Origin of the sequence: Sediminicola sp. YIK13 (genome assembly GCF_001430825.1) — a bacterium.
Taxonomy (GTDB): Bacteria; Bacteroidota; Bacteroidia; order Flavobacteriales; family Flavobacteriaceae; genus Sediminicola.
In genome coordinates this window covers 2,028,644-2,049,720 of the sequence record NZ_CP010535.1, presented here as the reverse complement: position 1 = coordinate 2,049,720, position 21,077 = coordinate 2,028,644, and the positions used below count along the sequence as shown (strand labels likewise).

Genomic DNA, 21,077 nt, shown 5'->3' with positions numbered 1-21,077 from the left:
TGGGGGCTTCTGCCAGAATAGGGCAGAACCAGGCTTTCGCTACTCGCTTTTGCCTTTTTTTACGATTAGTTTTGAGAGAAGGAACTCTCCAATCTGCCGATTTTAATCAGAACACCTAAATAGTGGTGGTTTAGGCAAAGAGCTCAGACAGGCAGCCCAATCCTTGCCCCAAGAAAAATACACAACTTTTTTCATCCGTAAATCCCTGTAATCCAATGCGCTCCGATGGGGCTAAAAAAAAGAATAAAAAAAGGCAAAAAAAAGTGTTGTTGAATTGCGGAAAGGTTGTAGGTTTGCAGCCCGAAACAACGAGGGTTGCGGAGGGAAAAACGGTCGGAAGGCCGTGTTCATTGAAGGTTCTGGAGTGGCAAAAGAGAAAAGGAAAAAGTTTTTCATTTTTTATTTGCGGGGAACAAAAAGGGTTGTATATTTGCACCCGCTTTGGGAGACAGAGCGACAGAACAAAAACAAGAATAGACAAGTTCATTGACATATTGTAAGACAGCGTCCGATTACCGGAAACGGGAATCGGATAAAAAATTGAATAAAATTAGCTTATAGAATACTAAGGGCTGGGTTCGGACAATTTAAAGTTTGCAGATGTAATAATATTTACAAAACAACGATGAAGAGTTTGATCCTGGCTCAGGATGAACGCTAGCGGCAGGCCTAACACATGCAAGTCGAGGGGTAACGGGGTGCTTGCACCGCCGACGACCGGCGCACGGGTGCGCAACGCGTATACAATCTGCCTTATGCTGAGGGATAGCCCAGAGAAATTTGGATTAATACCTCATGGTATCGGAGAACGGCATCGTTTTCTGATTAAAGGTCACGGCATAAGATGAGTATGCGTCCCATTAGCTAGTTGGTGTGGTAACGGCACACCAAGGCAACGATGGGTAGGGGTCCTGAGAGGGAGATCCCCCACACTGGTACTGAGACACGGACCAGACTCCTACGGGAGGCAGCAGTGAGGAATATTGGACAATGGACGGAAGTCTGATCCAGCCATGCCGCGTGCAGGAAGACGGTCCTATGGATTGTAAACTGCTTTTATACGGGAAGAATAAGGGCTACGTGTAGCCCGGTGACGGTACCGTAAGAATAAGGATCGGCTAACTCCGTGCCAGCAGCCGCGGTAATACGGAGGATCCAAGCGTTATCCGGAATCATTGGGTTTAAAGGGTCCGTAGGCGGACTATTAAGTCAGGGGTGAAAGTCTGCAGCTCAACTGTAGAATTGCCTTTGATACTGGTAGTCTTGAGTTATGGTGAAGTGGCTAGAATATGTAGTGTAGCGGTGAAATGCATAGATATTACATAGAATACCGATTGCGAAGGCAGGTCACTAACCATACACTGACGCTGATGGACGAAAGCGTGGGGAGCGAACAGGATTAGATACCCTGGTAGTCCACGCCGTAAACGATGGATACTAGCTGTTCGGACTTCGGTCTGAGCGGCCAAGCGAAAGTGATAAGTATCCCACCTGGGGAGTACGTTCGCAAGAATGAAACTCAAAGGAATTGACGGGGGCCCGCACAAGCGGTGGAGCATGTGGTTTAATTCGATGATACGCGAGGAACCTTACCAGGGCTTAAATGTGGTCTGACAGCTTTAGAGATAGAGCCTTCTTCGGACAGATCACAAGGTGCTGCATGGTTGTCGTCAGCTCGTGCCGTGAGGTGTCAGGTTAAGTCCTATAACGAGCGCAACCCCTGTGGTTAGTTGCCAGCGAGTAATGTCGGGAACTCTAGCCAGACTGCCGGTGCAAACCGTGAGGAAGGTGGGGATGACGTCAAATCATCACGGCCCTTACGTCCTGGGCCACACACGTGCTACAATGGCCGGTACAGAGAGCAGCCACCTGGCGACAGGGAGCGAATCTATAAAACCGGTCACAGTTCGGATCGGAGTCTGCAACTCGACTCCGTGAAGCTGGAATCGCTAGTAATCGGATATCAGCCATGATCCGGTGAATACGTTCCCGGGCCTTGTACACACCGCCCGTCAAGCCATGGAAGCCGGGAGTGCCTGAAGTCCGTCACCGCAAGGAGCGGCCTAGGGCAAAATCGGTAACTAGGGCTAAGTCGTAACAAGGTAGCCGTACCGGAAGGTGCGGCTGGAACACCTCCTTTCTAGAGAAAAGCATCTCGACGATAGAGAAGAAGAATTCAGTCCTTGTATTTTTTAGGTTATTGTTCAATTTATTGCTGTCTTATAATTATTGTCATATAATATATTGATTGGGACGCAGGTCCCGCAAAGTGAGAGTCTCATAGCTCAGCTGGTTAGAGCGCTACACTGATAATGTAGAGGTCGGCAGTTCGAGTCTGCCTGAGACTACAACAGGACTCCCCCAGGGGAAGAATGTAAAAAGTTCATTGATTGACAGATTGAAGGAAATTCTAGGAGCAGAGGGTTCTACTCATTACCGATTCAGGGTTCGATATCCGGAATTTCGAAATGGGGGATTAGCTCAGCTGGCTAGAGCGCCTGCCTTGCACGCAGGAGGTCATCGGTTCGACTCCGATATTCTCCACAACGGCACAAGACGGTATTAGGGATGTTATCAAATTCATCACTTAGTATCCTCGCCGAAACGTTCATTGACATATTGGGACAAAGTGCGTACAATTCATACCACCAGGGATGATTGTACGTCATGGAAATTAATACGAATAATATTACGAGGGCGCATGCTTGGCCGCAAGGCGAAGCAGGTGCGACAAGTTAAATAAGGGCGTATGGGGGATGCCTAGGCTCTCAGAGGCGAAGAAGGACGCGATAAGCTGCGAAAAGCTGCGGGGATCGGCACACACGAAATGATCCGCAGGTATCCGAATGGGGCAACCCACTAGTTTGAAGAACTAGTACATCGCAAGATGGGCAAACCCGGGGAACTGAAACATCTAAGTACCCGGAGGAGGAGAAAACAATAGTGATTCCGTTAGTAGTGGCGAGCGAAAGCGGATTAGCCCAAACCGATATTGTTTCGGCAATATCGGGGTTGTAGGACCACGACATTCGGTGCGTAATGAACTGGAACAAGTTGGAAAGCTTGGCCGTAGAGGGTGATAGCCCCTTACAGGTAAAGACCGTTACCGATAGTGGTATCCTGAGTAGCGCGGGGCACGTGAAACCTTGCGTGAATCTGGCGGGACCATCCGCCAAGGCTAAATACTCCTGAGAGACCGATAGTGAACCAGTACCGTGAGGGAAAGGTGAAAAGAACCGTGAATAACGGAGTGAAATAGATCCTGAAACCATACGCCTACAAGCGGTCGGAGCACGTTTACGTGTGACGGCGTGCCTTTTGCATAATGAGCCTACGAGTTACCGTTGCTAGCAAGGTTAAGGACTTCAGGTCCGGAGCCGTAGCGAAAGCGAGTCTGAATAGGGCGCTTTAGTTAGCAGTGGTAGACGCGAAACCGTGTGATCTACCCATGGGCAGGTTGAAGCTGTGGTAACACACAGTGGAGGACCGAACCCGTTGACGTTGAAAAGTCTTGGGATGACCTGTGGGTAGGGGTGAAAGGCCAATCAAACTCGGAAATAGCTCGTACTCCCCGAAATGCATTTAGGTGCAGCGTTGACATATAGTTTTATAGAGGTAGAGCTACTGATTGGATGCGGGGGCTTCACCGCCTACCAATTCCTGACAAACTCCGAATGCTATAAAATGATGGTCAGCAGTGAGGGCATGGGTGCTAAGGTCCATGTCCGAGAGGGAAAGAACCCAGATCACCAGCTAAGGTCCCCAAGTATATACTAAGTTGATAAAACGCGGTGAGATTGCATTGACAGCCAGGATGTTGGCTTGGAAGCAGCCATTCATTTAAAGAGTGCGTAACAGCTCACTGGTCGAGCGATCTTGCATGGATAATAATCGGGCATAAGTATATCACCGAAGCTGTGACTTCCAATTTATTGGAGGGGTAGGGGAGCATTGTAGTGCCGCTGAAGGTGTTCCGTAAGGGATGCTGGAGGAGCTACAAACGAAAATGTAGGCATAAGTAACGATAATGCGGGCGAGAAACCCGCACGCCGAAAGACCAAGGTTTCCCCAGCTATGCTAATCAGCTGGGGGTCAGTCGGGACCTAACGCGAACCCGAAGGGGGTAGTGGATGGACAACCAGTTAATATTCTGGTACCTGCTCACAATAAAAGTGACGGGGATGTGGCGTTGGTGCGTACTGACGGAATAGTACGTTGAAGGGAGCGGTGACGCCCCGATAGTACACCGAGGCCTCGGCCAAGGTGATAATCCAGCATAACATCCTCCGAGAAAACCAAGTGAAGCAGCCCGTACCCTAAACCGACACAGGTGGTTGGGATGAGTATTCTAAGGCGCTCGAGAGATTCATGGTTAAGGAACTAGGCAAAATAGACCCGTAACTTCGGGAGAAGGGTCGCCCCCCTCTGGGGGGGCCGCAGTGAAGAGGTCCAGGCGACTGTTTATCAAAAACACAGGGCTCTGCAAAATCGAAAGATGAAGTATAGGGCCTGACACCTGCCCGGTGCTGGAAGGTTAAGAGGAGATGTCATCTTCGGAGAAGCATTGAATTGAAGCCCCAGTAAACGGCGGCCGTAACTATAACGGTCCTAAGGTAGCGAAATTCCTTGTCGGGTAAGTTCCGACCTGCACGAATGGTGCAACGATCTGGACACTGTCTCAACCATGAGCTCGGTGAAATTGTAGTATCGGTGAAGATGCCGATTACCCGCAGTGGGACGAAAAGACCCCGTGCACCTTTACTATAGCTTCGTATTGACCCTGGGTAAGTAATGTGTAGGATAGCTGGGAGGCTGTGAAGCGGCGTCGCCAGGCGTTGTGGAGCCATTGTTGAAATACCAGCCTTTGCTTATTCGGGGCCTAACTCTCATTAGAGAGAACAGTGCGTGGTGGGTAGTTTGACTGGGGTGGTCGCCTCCAAAAGAGTAACGGAGGCTTCTAAAGGTACCCTCAATACGGTTGGCAATCGTGTGTAGAGTGCAATGGCACAAGGGTGCTTGACTGAGAGGCATACAGGCCGAACAGGTTGGAAACAAGAGCATAGTGATCCGGTGGTTCCGCATGGAAGGGCCATCGCTCAAAGGATAAAAGGTACGCCGGGGATAACAGGCTGATCTCCCCCAAGAGCTCATATCGACGGGGGGGTTTGGCACCTCGATGTCGGCTCGTCACATCCTGGGGCTGGAGAAGGTCCCAAGGGTTGGGCTGTTCGCCCATTAAAGTGGCACGCGAGCTGGGTTCAGAACGTCGTGAGACAGTTCGGTCTCTATCTACTGCGGGCGTTAGAAATTTGAGTGGATCTGACTCTAGTACGAGAGGACCGAGTTGGACCGACCTCTGGTGCACCAGTTGTTCCGCCAGGAGCATTGCTGGGTAGCTAAGTCGGGATGGGATAAGCGCTGAAAGCATATAAGCGCGAAACCCGCCACAAGATGGGATTTCTTTAAAGGGCCGTGGGAGATGACCACGTTGATAGGCCATAGGTGTAAGGGCAGCAATGTCGTAGCCGAGTGGTACTAATTGCCCGTAGACTTGCGCAACCGCGCCCCGTGAATTGTATTACCGTGGCGTCCTTTAATTAGGACGCACCCTGTCCCTTTATGTTAACGATATTCGTTGCGCGAAACATCGCAACAGTGCACAATCAAGAGCGTGCACTTAAAACTTAAGGTGGCTCTGGCGATGGGGCCCACCCCTTTCCATTCCGAACAGGGAAGTTAAGCCCATCTGCGCCGATGGTACTGCTATACCAAGTGGGAGAGTAGGTCGCCGCCTTTTTTTGAAGAACCCTTCATCCAACGATGAGGGGTTTTTTTATGCCATAAACTGAAATAAAAAAAGTTTTCGACGCACATTCCTTCAGCATTCCTCCTTGAAATTGTAGTCTGTCTTTTCAATTTAAACACAAATTTGCCCAATAGTCAATTTGGTACTTTTAGTATTCAGGCTTTATCCGATGATTTTTCATAATGGTTTTAGGTATATTGTAGGAAAATTTAGCACATCCCTCTCCTATGAAGCGAAATTATCGGGTAGTAGCATTGATATTGGTTACCTTCTTCGTAATCTCCTTTTTGACAAATATATTGGGCGCCCTTAATCCCAGCGTATCCTTAAGTTATGATCTTAGTGAAACAATGGCCAGCTTTTTGCCCTTTTCATTTTTTATAGCCTATGGCTTTATGTCCATTCCTGCGGGCTTTATCCTGGAGAAATATGGGGAAAAGAAACTCTTGGTGACTGGTCTGTTATTGGCATTCTTAGGATCTGTTTTATTTGTATTTTTTCCGACCTTCCCTATTTTTCTAACCAGTTTATTTGTCATAGGAACGGGAATGGCCGTATTACAGGTGGTGATCAATCCTTTGCTCAGAGTGGCGGGGGGAGAAGAGAATTTTGCCTTTACTTCTGTATTGGGACAATTGATGTTCGGTGCAGCTTCGTTTATAAGTCCCTTGGTGTATTCCTATATCGTTCTTCATGTAGCAAAAAAGGAATCCGAGTCTTCCGTTCTCATAACTTTTCTTTCTAAGATTGTTCCACAAGACATGTCATGGGTTGCCATGTACGCCATATTTGCCGGGATAAGTCTGTTGTTGATAGGGCTAGTGACTACCGTTTCCTTACCTCGCATTACTTTGACCACAGAGGAAAAAGTAGGCACCAAGGATATCTATGTGTCGCTCTTCAAGAACAGAATTGTCGTGTTGTATTTTTTTGGCATATTTGCTTATGTAGGTGCCGAACAGGGAATTTCTTATTGGATGTCGAAGTTTTTACAGGTGTATCATGGCTTGGACTATGAAACCATAGGCGCTAGCGCTGTTGCTAATTTTTGGGGCTTTATGACCATTGGGGGCATTTTTGGGCTTGTACTTCTTAAAATTTGGGATAGCAAGTTGATCTTGAGAGTCTTTGCACTTTTAGCAATTACGAGTTTTACTGGAGGTTTGTTCGGAGGGGCAAATATTTCACTATATGGATTTCAATTAAGTGGATTTTTTCTCTCCGTCATGTTTCCTATCATAGTTTCACTTGCTCTAAATTCTATCCGAGAACATCATGGATCTATGACTGGAATATTAATGACAGGTATTATGGGAGGGGCGGTGGTGCAGCTGATGATCGGATTTATAAGTGACCTATTTTCATTGAGGATCGGAATGCTGTTGGTATTTTTGGCCCTTGGATATATACTGAGCATTAGTTTTTGGGCAAAGCCCATTATTAAGAATAAGACAATTCGAACAGGTAAAAAAACTCCCTAGAGGTGTTTTTTTTACGAATAAAAAGAGCCGTAACTTATAAGGTTACGGCTCTTGTTTTATTAGGAAGGATTTATATCCTAGGTAGGTCCCCATCGCCTTTTAAAGGCAAGATAGAGGAGCCCATAAGATAGGCGTCCACGTGATGTGCAGCTTGTCTACCTTCTGAAATGGCCCATACGATAAGTGATTGCCCTCTTCGTTGGTCACCAGCTACAAATACGCCTGGGACATTGGTCATGTAATTATCTATAGAGGCCTTCACATTGGTTCTAGGATCCATTTCTAAGCCTAATTGGTCAGCTATAGTGGTTTCAGAACCAGTAAAGCCCAAAGCTAAAAGAGCAAGCTCACATTTCCATTGTTTTTCGGTCCCCGGAACTTCTTTTAAATTAGGTCGCTCTCCCGGTTTGTGGGTCCATTCTACTTCGGCGGTGATCAATCCTGTTAAATTACCGTCTTTGTCCCCAACAAATTCTTTGGTGGAGATGCTAAAGAAACGTTCCGCACCTTCTTTATGCGAAGAGCTGGTACGCAGTCTCATCGGCCAAAATGGCCATGGTTGGTCCTGAGGGCGTTCCAAGGTGGCTTTCTCCATTATTTCAAAATTGGTAACGGAAAGTGCCCCGTGTCTAATCGAGGTGCCTATACAATCAGATCCTGTATCCCCACCACCAATAACAATGACATCTTTACCAGTTGCTTTTATTTCTTCCCCTAGGTCTTTAATACCATCTACACGTTTATTGTTTTGCTTAAGGAAATCCATTGCCTGAACCACGCCTTTAAGATCCGATCCCTTTGTAGGAAGTCCTCTTCTTATGGTTGCGCCACCGGAGAGCACCAAGGCATCATATTCGTTTTTTAGTTCATCTGCGGTGATATCCAACCCAACATTGATACCCGTTTTAAAAACGATGCCCTCTGCTTCCAAAACCTCCAGCCTTCTATCAATAACATGTTTTTCCATTTTAAAATCCGGAATTCCATATCTAAGTAGACCGCCAACTTTTTGGTCCCTCTCAAAAACCGTTACCAAATGACCGGCCCTATTCAATTGTTGGGCAGCAGCAAGACCAGCTGGTCCAGAGCCAATAACGGCAACGGATTTGCCTGTCCTTTTGGTAGGAGGTTCTGGGGTTATCCACCCTTTGGTAAAAGCTGTTTCGACAATATTTTTTTCTATATTTTCAATAGAAACAGGGTCTTCATTGATGCCCAACACACAGGCTTCTTCACAAGGTGCGGGACATAACCTACCCGTAAATTCCGGGAAATTATTGGTAGAATGTAATATTTTTGCAGCCTTTTCCCATTTGCCCTTATACACGGCATCATTAAAATCGGGAATCAAATTCCCTAATGGACACCCGCTGTGGCAAAAAGGAATTCCACAATCCATACATCGGGCTCCTTGATCCTTAAGTTCATTTTCTTTTAAAGGTAAGGTAAACTCCTTGTAGTTCTTCACCCGTTCCTCAACAGGAACGTATTCCTCTATTTTTCTATCGAATTCCAAAAATCCAGTTATCTTTCCCATAGCTTCGATTATATTGTTTTTAATTTTTCTTCCTCAAGCCGTATTAATGCTTGTCTGTATTCTTCTGGGAAGACTTTGATGAATTTGGGCAACATCTCCTCCCATTTTTCTAGTACACGTTGCGCCAATGGACTAAGGGTCGCATTGTAATGGTTCTCTATCAGCGTTTTTAATTGGCTGATATCCTCGCTTTCACTTACCGATAATAAATTCAAGGCTTCCTTGTTACAATGTTTATCGAACGTTCCTTTTTCATCCAGAACATAAGCAATTCCGCCGCTCATTCCAGCTCCGAAGTTTCTGCCGACCTGGCCTAGGATAACAGCAACACCACCGGTCATATATTCGCATCCATGATCCCCTATTCCTTCAACAACCGCATGTGCCCCGGAATTACGGACACAAAAACGTTCTCCGGCTTTTCCGTTGATATAGGCTTCCCCAGAAGTTGCTCCATAAAGGGTAACATTACCCGTGATCACATTTTCTTCTGGTTTGAGCGTGGATTTGTAAGGAACTTTGATGATTAATTTTGCCCCAGAAAGTCCTTTGCCCAAATAGTCATTGGTGTTACCATTGACAATCATCGTAAGTCCTTTGGTGGCAAAAGCTCCAAAACTCTGTCCCGCCGATCCGGTAAAATTCAATTTTAGGGTGTTTTCAGGAAGACCGTCGGCCCCATAGATTTTGGAAATCTCATTACTTATAATGGCGCCAACTGCTCTGTCAGTATTGCATATTGGAAAATCTAATGAAATTTTTTCCTTCCTAAACAGGGCAGGATGTGCTTTTCCAATGATTTCAAATTCGATGGACTTGTCTATATGGTGTTCCTGTGCCTGGGTATTGTAGAATTTTGTTCCTTTGGGAACATTCACCTGGTGCAGGATAGGAGTTAAATCAATCCCTTCGGCCTTGAAGTGTTGAATGGCCTTATTACGATCTAGTTTTTGAACTTGCCCAACCATTTCATTTATGGTTCTAAAACCTAATTGTGCCATGATCTCTCTCAATTCTTGGGCAATGAAATACATATAGTTGACTACATGTTCTGGTTTGCCTTCAAATTTCTTACGAAGTTCAGGATTTTGGGTTGCTATTCCCACTGGGCATGTATTCAAATGACAAACACGCATCATAATACAGCCAGAGGCTACCAAAGGTGCCGTGGCAAAACCAAATTCCTCCGCTCCAAGCAAACAGGCAATGGCAACATCCCTTCCAGTTTTTAATTGGCCGTCACATTCTAGAACTACTCTATTTCTAAGGTCGTTCATGACCAAAGTTTGTTGCGCTTCCGCGATTCCAAGTTCCCATGGAAGTCCCGCATGCTTTAATGAGGTTAGGGGAGAGGCTCCTGTTCCGCCATCATGTCCCGAAATTAGGATAACATCAGCTTTTGCTTTGGAAACTCCTGCCGCTACAGTACCAACACCAATTTCTGAAACCAATTTCACATTTATACGAGCTTCCCTATTGGCCGATTTTAAATCGTAGATCAATTGGGATAGATCTTCAATGGAATAGATATCGTGATGTGGAGGAGGGGAAATCAATCCTACATAAGGAGTCGAGTTTCTTGTTTTTGCTATCGAAGGATTAACCTTGGGCCCAGGTAATTGTCCGCCTTCCCCAGGTTTGGCTCCTTGGGCCATTTTTATCTGTATCTCTTTAGCACTGGTTAGGTAATTGGAGGTTACTCCAAACCTTCCCGAGGCTACTTGTTTTATGGCGCTATTTTTCCAATCACCAGTTTGGTTTTTGTAAAAACGCTCAGCATCTTCCCCACCTTCTCCAGAATTACTCTTTCCACCAATCCTGTTCATGGCTACGGCCAAATTCTCGTGGGCTTCTTTACTAATAGAGCCATAAGACATGGCGCCAGTCTTAAACCTTTTTACAATTTCTGTCCATGGTTCTACTTCTTCCAAGGGAACCGGGTCATAATTGGAAAATTCAAATAATCCTCTTATAGTCATTAGCCCTTTTGATTGCTCATTGACCAATTCCGAAAATTCCTTGAAAGTTTCTGGCTCGTTGTTACGTACCGATTTTTGTAATTTGGCAATAGTCATTGGATTAAAGGCATGCTTTTCGCCATCCCTTCTCCACCTGTAGGTGCCACCTATTTCTAAATCTAGATCTGCAGCTACATCTTGCATTTTGTATGCTCTTTGATGGCGCTTTGCAATTTCTTTCTCTATCTCATACAGCCCGATACCCTGAATTCTCGTTGGGGTTTTTGGGAAATATTTATCCACCACTTTGGTGTTAAGACCAATACATTCAAATAACTGTGATCCCCTGTAAGAATTTAAGGTAGATATTCCTATTTTGTTCATTACCTTAAGGATTCCCTTGCCAATCGCCTTATTGTAATTCTTAATGGCCTCATCAAAGGAATATTCAGTTATGTCGTGTTCTTCAATTTGTTCTGCAATAATTTCATTGACCAAATAAGGGTTAATGGCACTAGCGCCAAATCCGAACAATAAGGCAAAATGGTGAACCTCACGTGGTTCGGCAGATTCAATGATCACACTTAATTGTGATCGTTTTCTTATTTTTTGTAAACCACTATTTACGGAGGAGCAGGCCAATAATGCAGGAATTGGCGCAAGGTCTTTACTGACATTCCTATCGGAAAGGATAATAATATTGGCACCTTCATCAATGGCAGATTCTGCCTGTTTTAATAGTGATGCCAAGGCATCTTCCAGGCCATTGAGCCCTTTTGATATTTCGTACAAAATAGGGATGGAAACTACCTTATAATTTGGACTGACGTCATAATTTTTGATTTTGTCCAAGTCTTCTTTTGAGATAACCGGATTCTGGATTTTTAACTTTCTACAGTGTTTTTCAGAAAAATCAAAAATGTTGCTATCGCTTCCCAAGGTTAAACTGATATCGGTGATCAATTCTTCCCTAATTCCATCCAATGGTGGGTTGGTGACTTGTGCAAACAATTGCTTAAAATAATTATAGATCAACTGTGGCTGTTCCGAAAGGACCGCAATGGGTGTATCAGAACCCATAGATCCCAAGGGCTCCTTGGAGGTTTTGCCCATGGGAAGTATAATGGTATTGATGTCTTCTTGGGTGTATCCAAAAATCGACTTTCTTTTCTCAACAGTAGCTTCATTTAAGAAGAGTGGGCAGTCATTATAAGGAATGTCCTTTAAGTGGACCAAATTGTCGTTAAGCCATTTTTTATAGGGATGTCTTTGTGCAATTTCCTCTTTGATTTCTTCATCATTGATGATTCTCCCTTCTTCCATATTTACCAAGAACATTTTTCCTGGCTCCAATCTACCGTGCATCTCTATGTTCTCTGGAGCAATATCCAATACGCCCACCTCAGAAGACATGATCACATATCCATCTTTGGTCACCGAATATCTTGAAGGACGTAGGCCATTCCTGTCCAAAACTGCTCCAATATAATTCCCATCTGTAAAAGGAATGGAAGCGGGACCGTCCCATGGTTCCATCATACAGGAATTGTATTCGTAAAAGGCCCTTTTTGCTTCGGACATCTCAGGGTTCTTTTCCCAAGCTTCCGGAACCAATATCATCATTACCTCTGGGAGCGATCTTCCAGTCATCAATAAAAGTTCTACCACCATATCCATAGTGGCCGAATCTGATTTTCCAGGAAGGATAACAGGGAGGACATTTTTGATCTCATCACCAAACAAGTCACTTTTCATAAGCTCTTCCCTGGATACCATTCTGGAAACATTGCCCCTTAGCGTATTTATCTCACCATTATGACACATGTATCTAAAAGGTTGTGCCAGATCCCAAGTAGGGAAGGTATTGGTTGAGAAGCGCTGGTGTACCAATGCCAAACGTGTAACAACACGAGGATCCATTAGGTCCCTATAGTATAAGCTGATATCTTCGGGCATTAATAACCCTTTGAAGATGATTATTTTAGTGGATAGACTGGGAACATAGAAGAAATTGCTCTCAGAGAGTTTAGAGGCTATTATAGTGTGTTCCGTTGTTTTTCTTGCAATGAACAGTTTAAGGTTGAAGTCAAAAAAACTTTGATCGTTGTTGGCTTTGGCAATAAAAACCTGTTTTACAAAAGGTTCTGTTTCTGAAGCAATTCTCCCAGGAATTGATTTATTCACCGGAACATCTCTCCAGCCCAGTAATTTTAGGCCCTGTTTAGCGATGTTCTCCTCAAAAATTGAAATGCAGAACTCCCTTTGATTTTGTTTTTGGGGTAGAAATATATTACCAACAGCGTAGTTGCCTGGTGTTGTTAGTTCAAAATCACATACTTCGGTAAAGAAATCATGGGGTACATCTATAAGAATTCCGGCACCATCCCCCGTTTTTCCATCAGAGCTTACTGCGCCCCTATGCTCCAATTTCTCTAATATTTCCAGCGCCTTGTGGATAATATCGTTCGATTTATTTCCCTTTAGGCTACATATAAATCCTGCTCCACAGTTATCATGCTCAAATTCCGGTAGGTACAACCCTTGCTTTATCAACTTCATAAATTATGATATTTCCTCAAAAATATCATATTTAGTGCATTAAATGCAGCTTATGAAGTATAATGTAACAAAAAAAGTAGTCTTTGGAATATTTCATTGAAAAATATTCATATTTAATTTTTAGTGATGGAATATTTGTCAAATTAATAAATAGGCACTTTTAATATGATGCATCCATCAAGAATAGGGGGATAGGATATTAAAATACTTAATTTATACCTTCTTGTTTTGAATTATAGGGGGTGAAATTTGGTTAAACGCAGCACATAACAATGAACCCCCTGTTTTAGCAGGGGGTTCATTTGGTGTTCTTTTAAAATGTGGTGATTAATTACGTAAGATACTCCTTGAAATAACAATTTTTTGAATTTCAGAAGTTCCTTCATAAATCTGGGTGATTTTGGCGTCGCGCATAAGTCTTTCAACATGGTATTCCTTTACAAATCCGTTTCCACCATGTACCTGTACCGCTTCAACAGTGGTGTCCATTGCCACCTGTGAGGCATAAAGTTTGGCCATGGCGCCAGAAAGATCATAGTCATTTCCGTTGTCCTTGTCCCATGCGGCTTTGTATACCATATGGCGGGCAGCCTCAATCTGTGTATGCATATCCGCCAATTTAAAGGCGATAGCCTGATGGTTCATAATCTCTGTTCCAAAAGCTTTTCTTTCTTTTGAATATTTTTTGGCCATTTCGTAAGCTCCGGCTGCAATTCCCAAAGCTTGGGCAGCGATGCCTATTCGTCCACCTGCTAGGGTTTTCATAGCAAATTTGAAACCGAACCCGTCTTCACCTATTCTATTTTCCTTGGGTACCTTAACATCATTGAACATTATGGAGTGTGTGTCACTACCTCTAATACCCAATTTATTTTCTTTAGGGCCAATTTCAAATCCAGGGGTCCCCTTCTCAACGATCAGGGCATTTATTCCTTTGTGGCCTTTTTCTACATTCGTTTGGGCAATGACCAAATAGACTTCGGCCGAATTACCGTTGGTAATCCAGTTTTTTGTACCGTTTAAGATATAATGGTCGCCCTTGTCAATGGCCGTAGTTTTTTGTGAAGTTGCATCACTTCCGGCTTCAGGTTCCGATAGGCAAAAAGCACCTATAATTTCTCCAGATGTAAGTCTGGGCAGATATTTCTCTTTCTGTGCTTCGGTACCAAATGTTTCCAGTCCCCAACAAACCAAGGAATTATTAACAGAAACTATAACGGAGGCAGAAGCATCTATTTTCGATAATTCTTCTACGGCAATGGCATAGGACAATGTGTCCAATCCGCTACCGCCATATTTTGGATTTACCATCATGCCCATAAATCCCAATTCTCCCATTTTTTTAACCTCTTCTGTAGGGAATTTTTGAGCTTCATCCCTTTCAATTACACCTGGGAGTAGTTCGTTTTGAGCAAAATCCCTAGCTGCTTGTTGGATCATTCGTTGCTCTTCTGATAATGTAAAGTCCATAAATATGCGATATGATTAAAAATGAGGCTCAAATATACAGCTATGCTGACAAATATTCAATTAAGTTTAGTGCATTATATCGGATTTTTCTCATCTGGAAGTAAATATCTTCATGAAAATTATTTTTCATTAGCAAAGGTTAAAAAACGTAAAACCAATTCAATATTTTTATATTTGTTGCGGTAGGAAAAGATCAATTGATTTAAACAAGTAATTTATGAGACAGCATTAGCTCCCTTGGGAGCAGATAACTTAATGATTTTGAAGAGTGTATGAATGACAATGTTTGTTTACATAAATTTAATTGATCGATTATAATGAAAGAATTACTTAGTATATACGAAAATAAAGCCCCCGAAATTGTTTTTAATTGGAAGGATCCAGAAACTGAAGCAGAGGGCTGGACAGTCATAAATTCCCTAAGGGGAGGTGCTGCAGGCGGAGGAACAAGAATGCGTGAAGGATTGGACATGAATGAAGTGCTCTCCTTGGCAAAGACAATGGAAGTAAAGTTCACAGTTTCAGGACCGGCAATAGGTGGTGCAAAATCAGGTATTAACTTTAATCCAAGCGATCCTAGAAAAAAAGGGGTATTGGAAAGGTGGTACCGGGCAGTTTCCCCTTTATTGAAAAGTTATTACGGGACTGGTGGAGATTTAAATGTGGATGAAATCCATGAAGTTATTCCAATTACCGAAGATTCAGGTGTTTGGCACCCTCAGGAAGGTGTGTTTAACGGTCATTTTAAACCAACGGAAGCCGATAAGATCAATAGAATTGGTCAATTGCGATTGGGAGTCATCAAAGTTTTAGAAAGTGGAAAGTATTCTCCTTCCACCGCTAGGAAGTATACCGTAGCAGATATGATCACCGGTTATGGGGTCGCGGAAGCTGTAAGACATTATTACGATATTTTCGGAGGAACCGTGAAAGGGAAAAGGGCTGTGGTCCAAGGCTTCGGAAATGTAGGTGCAGCAGCAGCTTTTTACTTTGCTCAAATGGGCGCAAAAGTTGTTGGTATTATCGATAGGGATGGGGGTGTGATTAACGAAGAAGGATTTTCATTTGAAGAAATAAAATCATTTTACCTGGATAAGAAAGGGAACACCCTGGTTGCTGATGGGATGATGTCTTTTGAAGAGATCAACAGTAAGATTTGGAATATTCAGACCGAAATATTTGCACCTTGTGCCGCTTCCCGATTAATTACTAAGGATCAAATAGGGAGAATGATCGCATCGGGTCTTGAGGTGATTAGCTGTGGGGCCAATGTTCCGTTTGCAGATAAAGAAATATTCTTTGGACCTATCATGGAATACACTGACGAAAAGGTAAGTTTGATTCCTGACTTTATTTCCAATTGTGGAATGGCAAGAGTGTTTGCCTATTTTATGGAACGCAGGGTGCCAATGGATGATGAATTAATATTTCAGGATACTTCCGAAACAATTCGTAAAGCTATTTTGAATATATTTAAACAAAATGCCTCTAAAGTAAACTTGAGTAAAACAGCCTTTGAGATTGCATTGAAACAATTAGTATAAATTAAACCAACTGAAAATGGAGACCATTATCATTATTGTATTTATTGTGGGTTATTTGGCGATAACCCTAGAGCATAACCTTAAAATAGACAAGCTGATTCCCGCTTTGGCAATGATGGCGTTGCTTTGGGCTATAATTGCCTTGACGCACATGCCGGTATTCGAGGTGAATGCTGAATTAAGGGAGTTAGAGCCTACTCACATTGATGAGATATTATTGCATCATTTGGGCAAGACAGCGGAAATTTTGGTGTTTCTGTTGGGCGCTATGACCATTGTAGAGATCATAGATTACTTTGATGGTTTTGCAACGATAAAAGGATTTATTAAAACAAGGAGCAAGAAAAAACTCTTATGGTTATTTTCCATCCTTGCCTTTATACTTTCTGCAATAATTGATAACCTAACAGCTACTATTGTATTGATCACGATCTTACAAAAAGTAATCAAGGACAGGGAAACCAGATTGTGGTTTGCCGGGATGGTGATAATCGCTGCTAATGCCGGTGGGGCATGGTCTCCTATAGGTGATGTTACCACTACTATGTTGTGGATAGCGGATAAGGTTTCTGCCCTACAGTTGGTAGAACACGTTTTGTTGCCTTCCATTGTATGTATGGTGGTGCCAACATTAATTGCCAGTAGGTTCAAAGCATTTCAAGGTAATATAGATGGTGAGTTTGAAAAAGAGGTGCCAAAATCGAAATTCGGATCTACCATGCTGTACCTGGGATTGGGAGCTATCGTTTTTGTTCCTTTCTTTAAAACAATCACCCATCTTCCTCCTTACGTGGGTATGATGTTGTCTTTGGCAGTTGTAGCTACTTTTGCTGAACTTTATAGTAGCACCAAGTTTAGTCTTTCCAACGTTGACGGGGAGAGTGATGCTGCAGCGCACCATAGTCCTGTACATTCATCCTTGTCAAAAATTGAATTGCCAAGTATCTTGTTCTTCTTGGGGATATTATTGGCGGTAGCTGCTCTGGAGTCATTGGGGATGTTATTCCACTTTGCTGAAGGATTAAATTCGGCCATACCTAATACAGACATCGTAGTTATGTTATTGGGTGTTGGATCTGCAGTTATAGACAACGTGCCATTGGTAGCTGCCAGTATTGGAATGTTCTCTGAGGGAATGGACAGCCCTTTGTGGCACTTTATAGCCTATTCTGCTGGAACTGGTGGTAGTATGCTTATTATTGGGTCCGCAGCCGGGGTAGTCGCCATGGGGATGGAGAAGATAGATTTCTTCTGGTACTTCAAGAAAATAGCATGGTTGGCGCTGGTTGGATTCTTGGCTGGAGCTGTTTCATTTATTTTGTTGAGAGATTTAATATTGAACGCATAATTTAAATGACAAATAACCGTTATAACGGCAACACTAATAAGAGAACCTATGTTATTATTTCAAGATCTTGTCCAAGATCCAGCTGTTGACGCAGTTGTGTCGGAGGAAAAAACGCTTTCCGTAATCGATTTGATCGTTAATGGAGGCACCGGAAGTATTCTTATCATTTCCGTATTGTTTGTCATGTTGTTCGTGGCCTTGTACATTTATTTTGAGCGAATTTTTGCCATAAAGGCGGCCTCTCAGATCGATAGTAATTTCATGAACCAAATTAGGGACCACGTGTCCAATGGAAAGTTGGAGGCAGCAAAATTGCTATGCGCCCAAACGGATTCTCCTGTGGCCAGGTTAACGGCAAAAGGAATCTCCAGAATTGGGAAGCCCTTGGACGATATCAATACAGCTATTGAAAATGCTGGCACCTTGGAGGTTTACAAATTGGAAAGAAACGTGAGCGTTTTGGCAACAGTTGCCGGTGCTGCACCAATGATTGGTTTCTTGGGAACGGTAATTGGAATGATTCTTGCCTTTCATCAAATGGCCAGTAGTGGAGGTCAGGCGGAAATGGGATCCTTGGCTTCAGGGATATATACCGCGATGACAACTACTGTTGCAGGTCTAATTGTGGGTATTATTGCATATATAGGGTATAACCATCTGGTCAATAGAACAGATAAGGTAGTCCATAAGATGGAAGCCAATGCTGTTGATTTCCTTGATCTCCTGAACGAACCCCTTTAATCCGTAGCTATGAAACTAAAAGGAAGAAACAAAGTCAGTCCAGATTTCAGCATGTCCTCTATGACGGACATCGTGTTTCTGTTGCTGATTTTCTTCATGCTCACAGCTAATTCGCCCAATGCACTTGATCTACTTTTGCCCAAGGCAAAAGGCAAATCTACCAATACCCAAAATGTATCTGTAAGTATTACTAAAGATTTGGAGTATTATGTGGACAATCAGAGGATCAATGGGGCATATGTTGAGATCGAATTAAAAAAGGCTCTGGAAGGACAAGAGAAGCCAACAATTATTCTCAGGGCAGAAGAAAGTGTTGCTATAAAAGAGGCGGTAAATGTTATGGAAATCGCTAATAGAAATAATTATAAGGTCATCTTGGCCGTGCGACCCAATTAAAAATGTCATTATTAGATACAAAACATAAGAAGAAGTCTTTTACCCTTACAACCGTGTTGTTAAGTGTGCTTCTTCTTTTGCTTTTTTATATAGGTCTCACCTATATGGATCCGCCCATAGAAAATGGAATTTCTGTCAATTTCGGAACCATGGAATTTGGTTCTGGAAACATTCAGCCAAAGGAACTTATCAAAACAGCACCCAAACAAGAAGTGCAGCCAGAGCAAAAAGTAGAGGCCACGGTAACAGAGACCCCAAAAGAGAAAATGGAGGAGGTCTTAACCAATGAAGATGTGGATGCTCCAGTTATCCCTCCCAAAAAAAAGGAAGTAAAAAATACACCCAAGGTAGATCCGAAACCTAAAGAAGAGGTTAAGAAGCCTGTGGAAACCCCCAAGCCATCCAAATCTACTACGGATGCGCTATCCAGTATCATCAATGGCCCAAAAAATGATGGGACTGCAACTGGTAGTGAAGGCAATGATAATAGAGCAGGTGATAAAGGACAACCAGATGGTGATCCTTATGCCACTAGTTACTATGGCAGTGCAGGTTCTGGTTCTGGAACTGGAGGATATGGATTAAATGGAAGATCCTTGGTGAGCCAAGGGAAGGTTCAGCAAGAGTGTAACGAAGAAGGAAGGGTTGTGGTAAAGATTGTCGTGGATAGAAACGGAAAGGTTGTAAGTGCCACTCCTGGTGTGAAAGGCACAACAAATAACAGCCCATGTCTTTTGGAACCTGCAAAAAGAACCGCCTTTTTGCACAAATGGAACCTCGATTCCAATGCTCCCAGCCAACAAATAGGGTTTGTTGTTGTCAATTTTAAATTGGGAGAGTAATTCATGAGGTATCAAGAAACCTTGGATTGGATGTTTGCACAACTTCCAATGTACCAGCAAAAGGGAAAGTCTGCCTTTAATGGAAAGCTGGACAATATTATTAAACTTGTAGATCATTTAAATCACCCCGAAAAAAAATTTAAGACCATTCATGTTGCAGGCACTAATGGTAAAGGGTCCAGTAGCCATATGTTGGCCTCTGTACTTCAGGAGGCAGGATATAAAGTAGGTCTTTATACCTCACCTCATTTAAAGGACTTTAGAGAGCGTATCAAAATCAACGGGGTTCATGTAAGTGAAGACTTTGTGATAGATTTTGTAGCTAAGAACAAAGTATTTCTTACCGAAAACAAACTTTCTTTTTTTGAAATGACCGTAGGCATGGCCTTTGAATACTTTGCTCTTGAGCAAGTGGATATAGCCATTATAGAAGTGGGCTTGGGAGGAAGGCTCGACTCAACAAATATTATAATACCTGAAGTTTCCTTGATCACCAATATTGGTTTGGACCATATGGATATGTTGGGGACCACCTTACCTCAGATTGCCTCGGAGAAGGCTGGAGTCATAAAGCCTAATGTGCCAGTAGTGATTAGTGAATATCAAGAAGAAGTGGCTGCGGTATTTAGGGAGGCAGCTCAGGCTCGCGATGCGGTAATTATATTTGCCGAAAAGGAGAAATTACCCGATTATAAGACTTCCTTGCTAGGAAATTATCAAAGGATGAACGTAAAGGGGGTGCTGGCTACCTTGAAACAACTAAAGGGGTACGATGTGAAAGAAGATCATATCAAAGCCGGGCTTATACATGTTGTTGAAAATACAGGCCTTTTGGGTAGATGGCAGATTTTGGGTGAACATCCGTTAACTGTCTGTGATACGGCCCATAATAGTGAAGGACTTGCTGTTGTATTGCAGCAAATTAACCAACAAAAATATAAAACCATACATTTTGTCCTGGGCTTTGTAAAAGATAAAAACCTCGAAACAATTTTACCACTTTTTCCTGTGGAGGCAAGGTATTATTTTTGTTCCCCAAAAATAGTGAGAAGGCTGGATGAAAAGCTCCTACAGGAAAAAGCTGCAGAATATGGTTTGATTGGTGAAGTGTATGATTCTGTAAATGAAGCACTTGTTTCTGCCAAAAATGAAGCCGAAAATTCCGATTTCATATACGTAGGAGGTAGTAATTTTGTGGTTGCTGAAGTAGTTTGATTTTTTTTCATTTTTTCTTTTGGGGAATCAAAAACTATACTATATTTGCACTCGCTTCGAGAAATGAGAAGCGAGAAATTAATTGAAAAATTGGTTTACAAGTACGGGCTCTTAGCTCAGCTGGTTCAGAGCACCTGCCTTACAAGCAGGGGGTCACTGGTTCGAACCCAGTAGGGCCCA

General features: G+C 43.1%; 10 protein-coding genes, 3 tRNA genes and 3 rRNA genes. 13 read left to right on the top strand and 3 right to left on the bottom strand.

The features are described from left to right. The first annotated feature begins 622 nt into the window (after positions 1-622). From SB49_RS09160 to SB49_RS09135, 6 genes are all read left to right on the top strand, one after another. Positions 623-2,140 (top strand): 16S ribosomal RNA (locus SB49_RS09160). A 134-nt stretch (positions 2,141-2,274) separates the two neighbouring features. Then, positions 2,275-2,348: transfer RNA gene (locus tag SB49_RS09155), tRNA-Ile, on the top strand. 122 nt (positions 2,349-2,470) lie between these two features. Next, positions 2,471-2,544: transfer RNA gene (locus tag SB49_RS09150), tRNA-Ala, on the top strand. Between the two features lie 183 nt (positions 2,545-2,727). Further along, positions 2,728-5,559: ribosomal RNA gene (locus SB49_RS09145) — 23S ribosomal RNA — on the top strand. A 126-nt stretch (positions 5,560-5,685) separates the two neighbouring features. After that, positions 5,686-5,797, top strand: a 5S ribosomal RNA gene (rrf, locus tag SB49_RS09140). Together the 16S, 23S and 5S rRNA genes with 2 tRNA genes alongside form the textbook arrangement of a ribosomal RNA operon. 236 nt (positions 5,798-6,033) lie before the next feature. After that, on the top strand, positions 6,034-7,287 hold the full coding sequence (locus SB49_RS09135; protein ID WP_062055879.1) for an MFS transporter: 1,254 nt from the start codon (positions 6,034-6,036) through the stop codon (positions 7,285-7,287). A 70-nt stretch (positions 7,288-7,357) separates the two neighbouring features. Here SB49_RS09135 and SB49_RS09130 read toward each other — a convergent pair whose 3' ends face one another. From SB49_RS09130 to SB49_RS09120, 3 genes are all read right to left on the bottom strand, one after another. After that, positions 7,358-8,824, bottom strand: a complete 1,467-nt coding sequence (locus SB49_RS09130) for a glutamate synthase subunit beta (RefSeq protein WP_062055877.1) — start codon at positions 8,822-8,824, stop codon at positions 7,358-7,360. A gap of 8 nt (positions 8,825-8,832) precedes the next feature. Beyond that, the gene (gene gltB / locus SB49_RS09125; protein ID WP_062055875.1) at positions 8,833-13,341 is read right to left on the bottom strand and encodes a glutamate synthase large subunit; all 4,509 of its coding nucleotides are present in this window, start codon (positions 13,339-13,341) and stop codon (positions 8,833-8,835) included. A 327-nt stretch (positions 13,342-13,668) separates the two neighbouring features. Continuing rightward, positions 13,669-14,811: an acyl-CoA dehydrogenase gene (locus SB49_RS09120; RefSeq protein WP_062055873.1), complete on the bottom strand. Its 1,143-nt coding sequence runs from the start codon at positions 14,809-14,811 to the stop codon at positions 13,669-13,671. 317 nt (positions 14,812-15,128) lie between these two features. Between SB49_RS09120 and SB49_RS09115 the strand changes: the two genes are divergently transcribed. From SB49_RS09115 to SB49_RS09085, 7 genes are all read left to right on the top strand, one after another. Further along, positions 15,129-16,355 carry a Glu/Leu/Phe/Val dehydrogenase dimerization domain-containing protein gene (locus tag SB49_RS09115; RefSeq protein ID WP_062055871.1) on the top strand — a complete coding sequence of 409 codons (1,227 nt, stop codon included), beginning with the start codon at positions 15,129-15,131 and terminating at the stop codon, positions 16,353-16,355. A 16-nt stretch (positions 16,356-16,371) separates the two neighbouring features. Next, positions 16,372-17,703 (top strand): sodium:proton antiporter NhaD, encoded by a 1,332-nt coding sequence (nhaD, locus tag SB49_RS09110; protein ID WP_062055869.1) that lies wholly within the window; start codon positions 16,372-16,374, stop codon positions 17,701-17,703. 48 nt (positions 17,704-17,751) lie between these two features. Next, a complete protein-coding gene (locus tag SB49_RS09105; RefSeq protein ID WP_062055867.1) occupies positions 17,752-18,444 on the top strand; it encodes a MotA/TolQ/ExbB proton channel family protein in 693 nt (230 codons plus the stop codon). 9 nt (positions 18,445-18,453) lie between these two features. Then, complete coding sequence (locus SB49_RS09100; RefSeq protein WP_062055865.1) at positions 18,454-18,840, top strand: ExbD/TolR family protein; 387 nt, start codon at positions 18,454-18,456, stop codon at positions 18,838-18,840. A 2-nt stretch (positions 18,841-18,842) separates the two neighbouring features. Beyond that, positions 18,843-19,682 (top strand): hypothetical protein, encoded by an 840-nt coding sequence (locus SB49_RS09095; protein ID WP_062055864.1) that lies wholly within the window; start codon positions 18,843-18,845, stop codon positions 19,680-19,682. Positions 19,683-19,685: 3 nt separating this feature from the next. After that, complete coding sequence (locus tag SB49_RS09090) at positions 19,686-20,897, top strand: bifunctional folylpolyglutamate synthase/dihydrofolate synthase (protein WP_062055862.1); 1,212 nt, start codon at positions 19,686-19,688, stop codon at positions 20,895-20,897. 105 nt (positions 20,898-21,002) lie between these two features. Next, positions 21,003-21,077: transfer RNA gene (locus SB49_RS09085), tRNA-Val, on the top strand.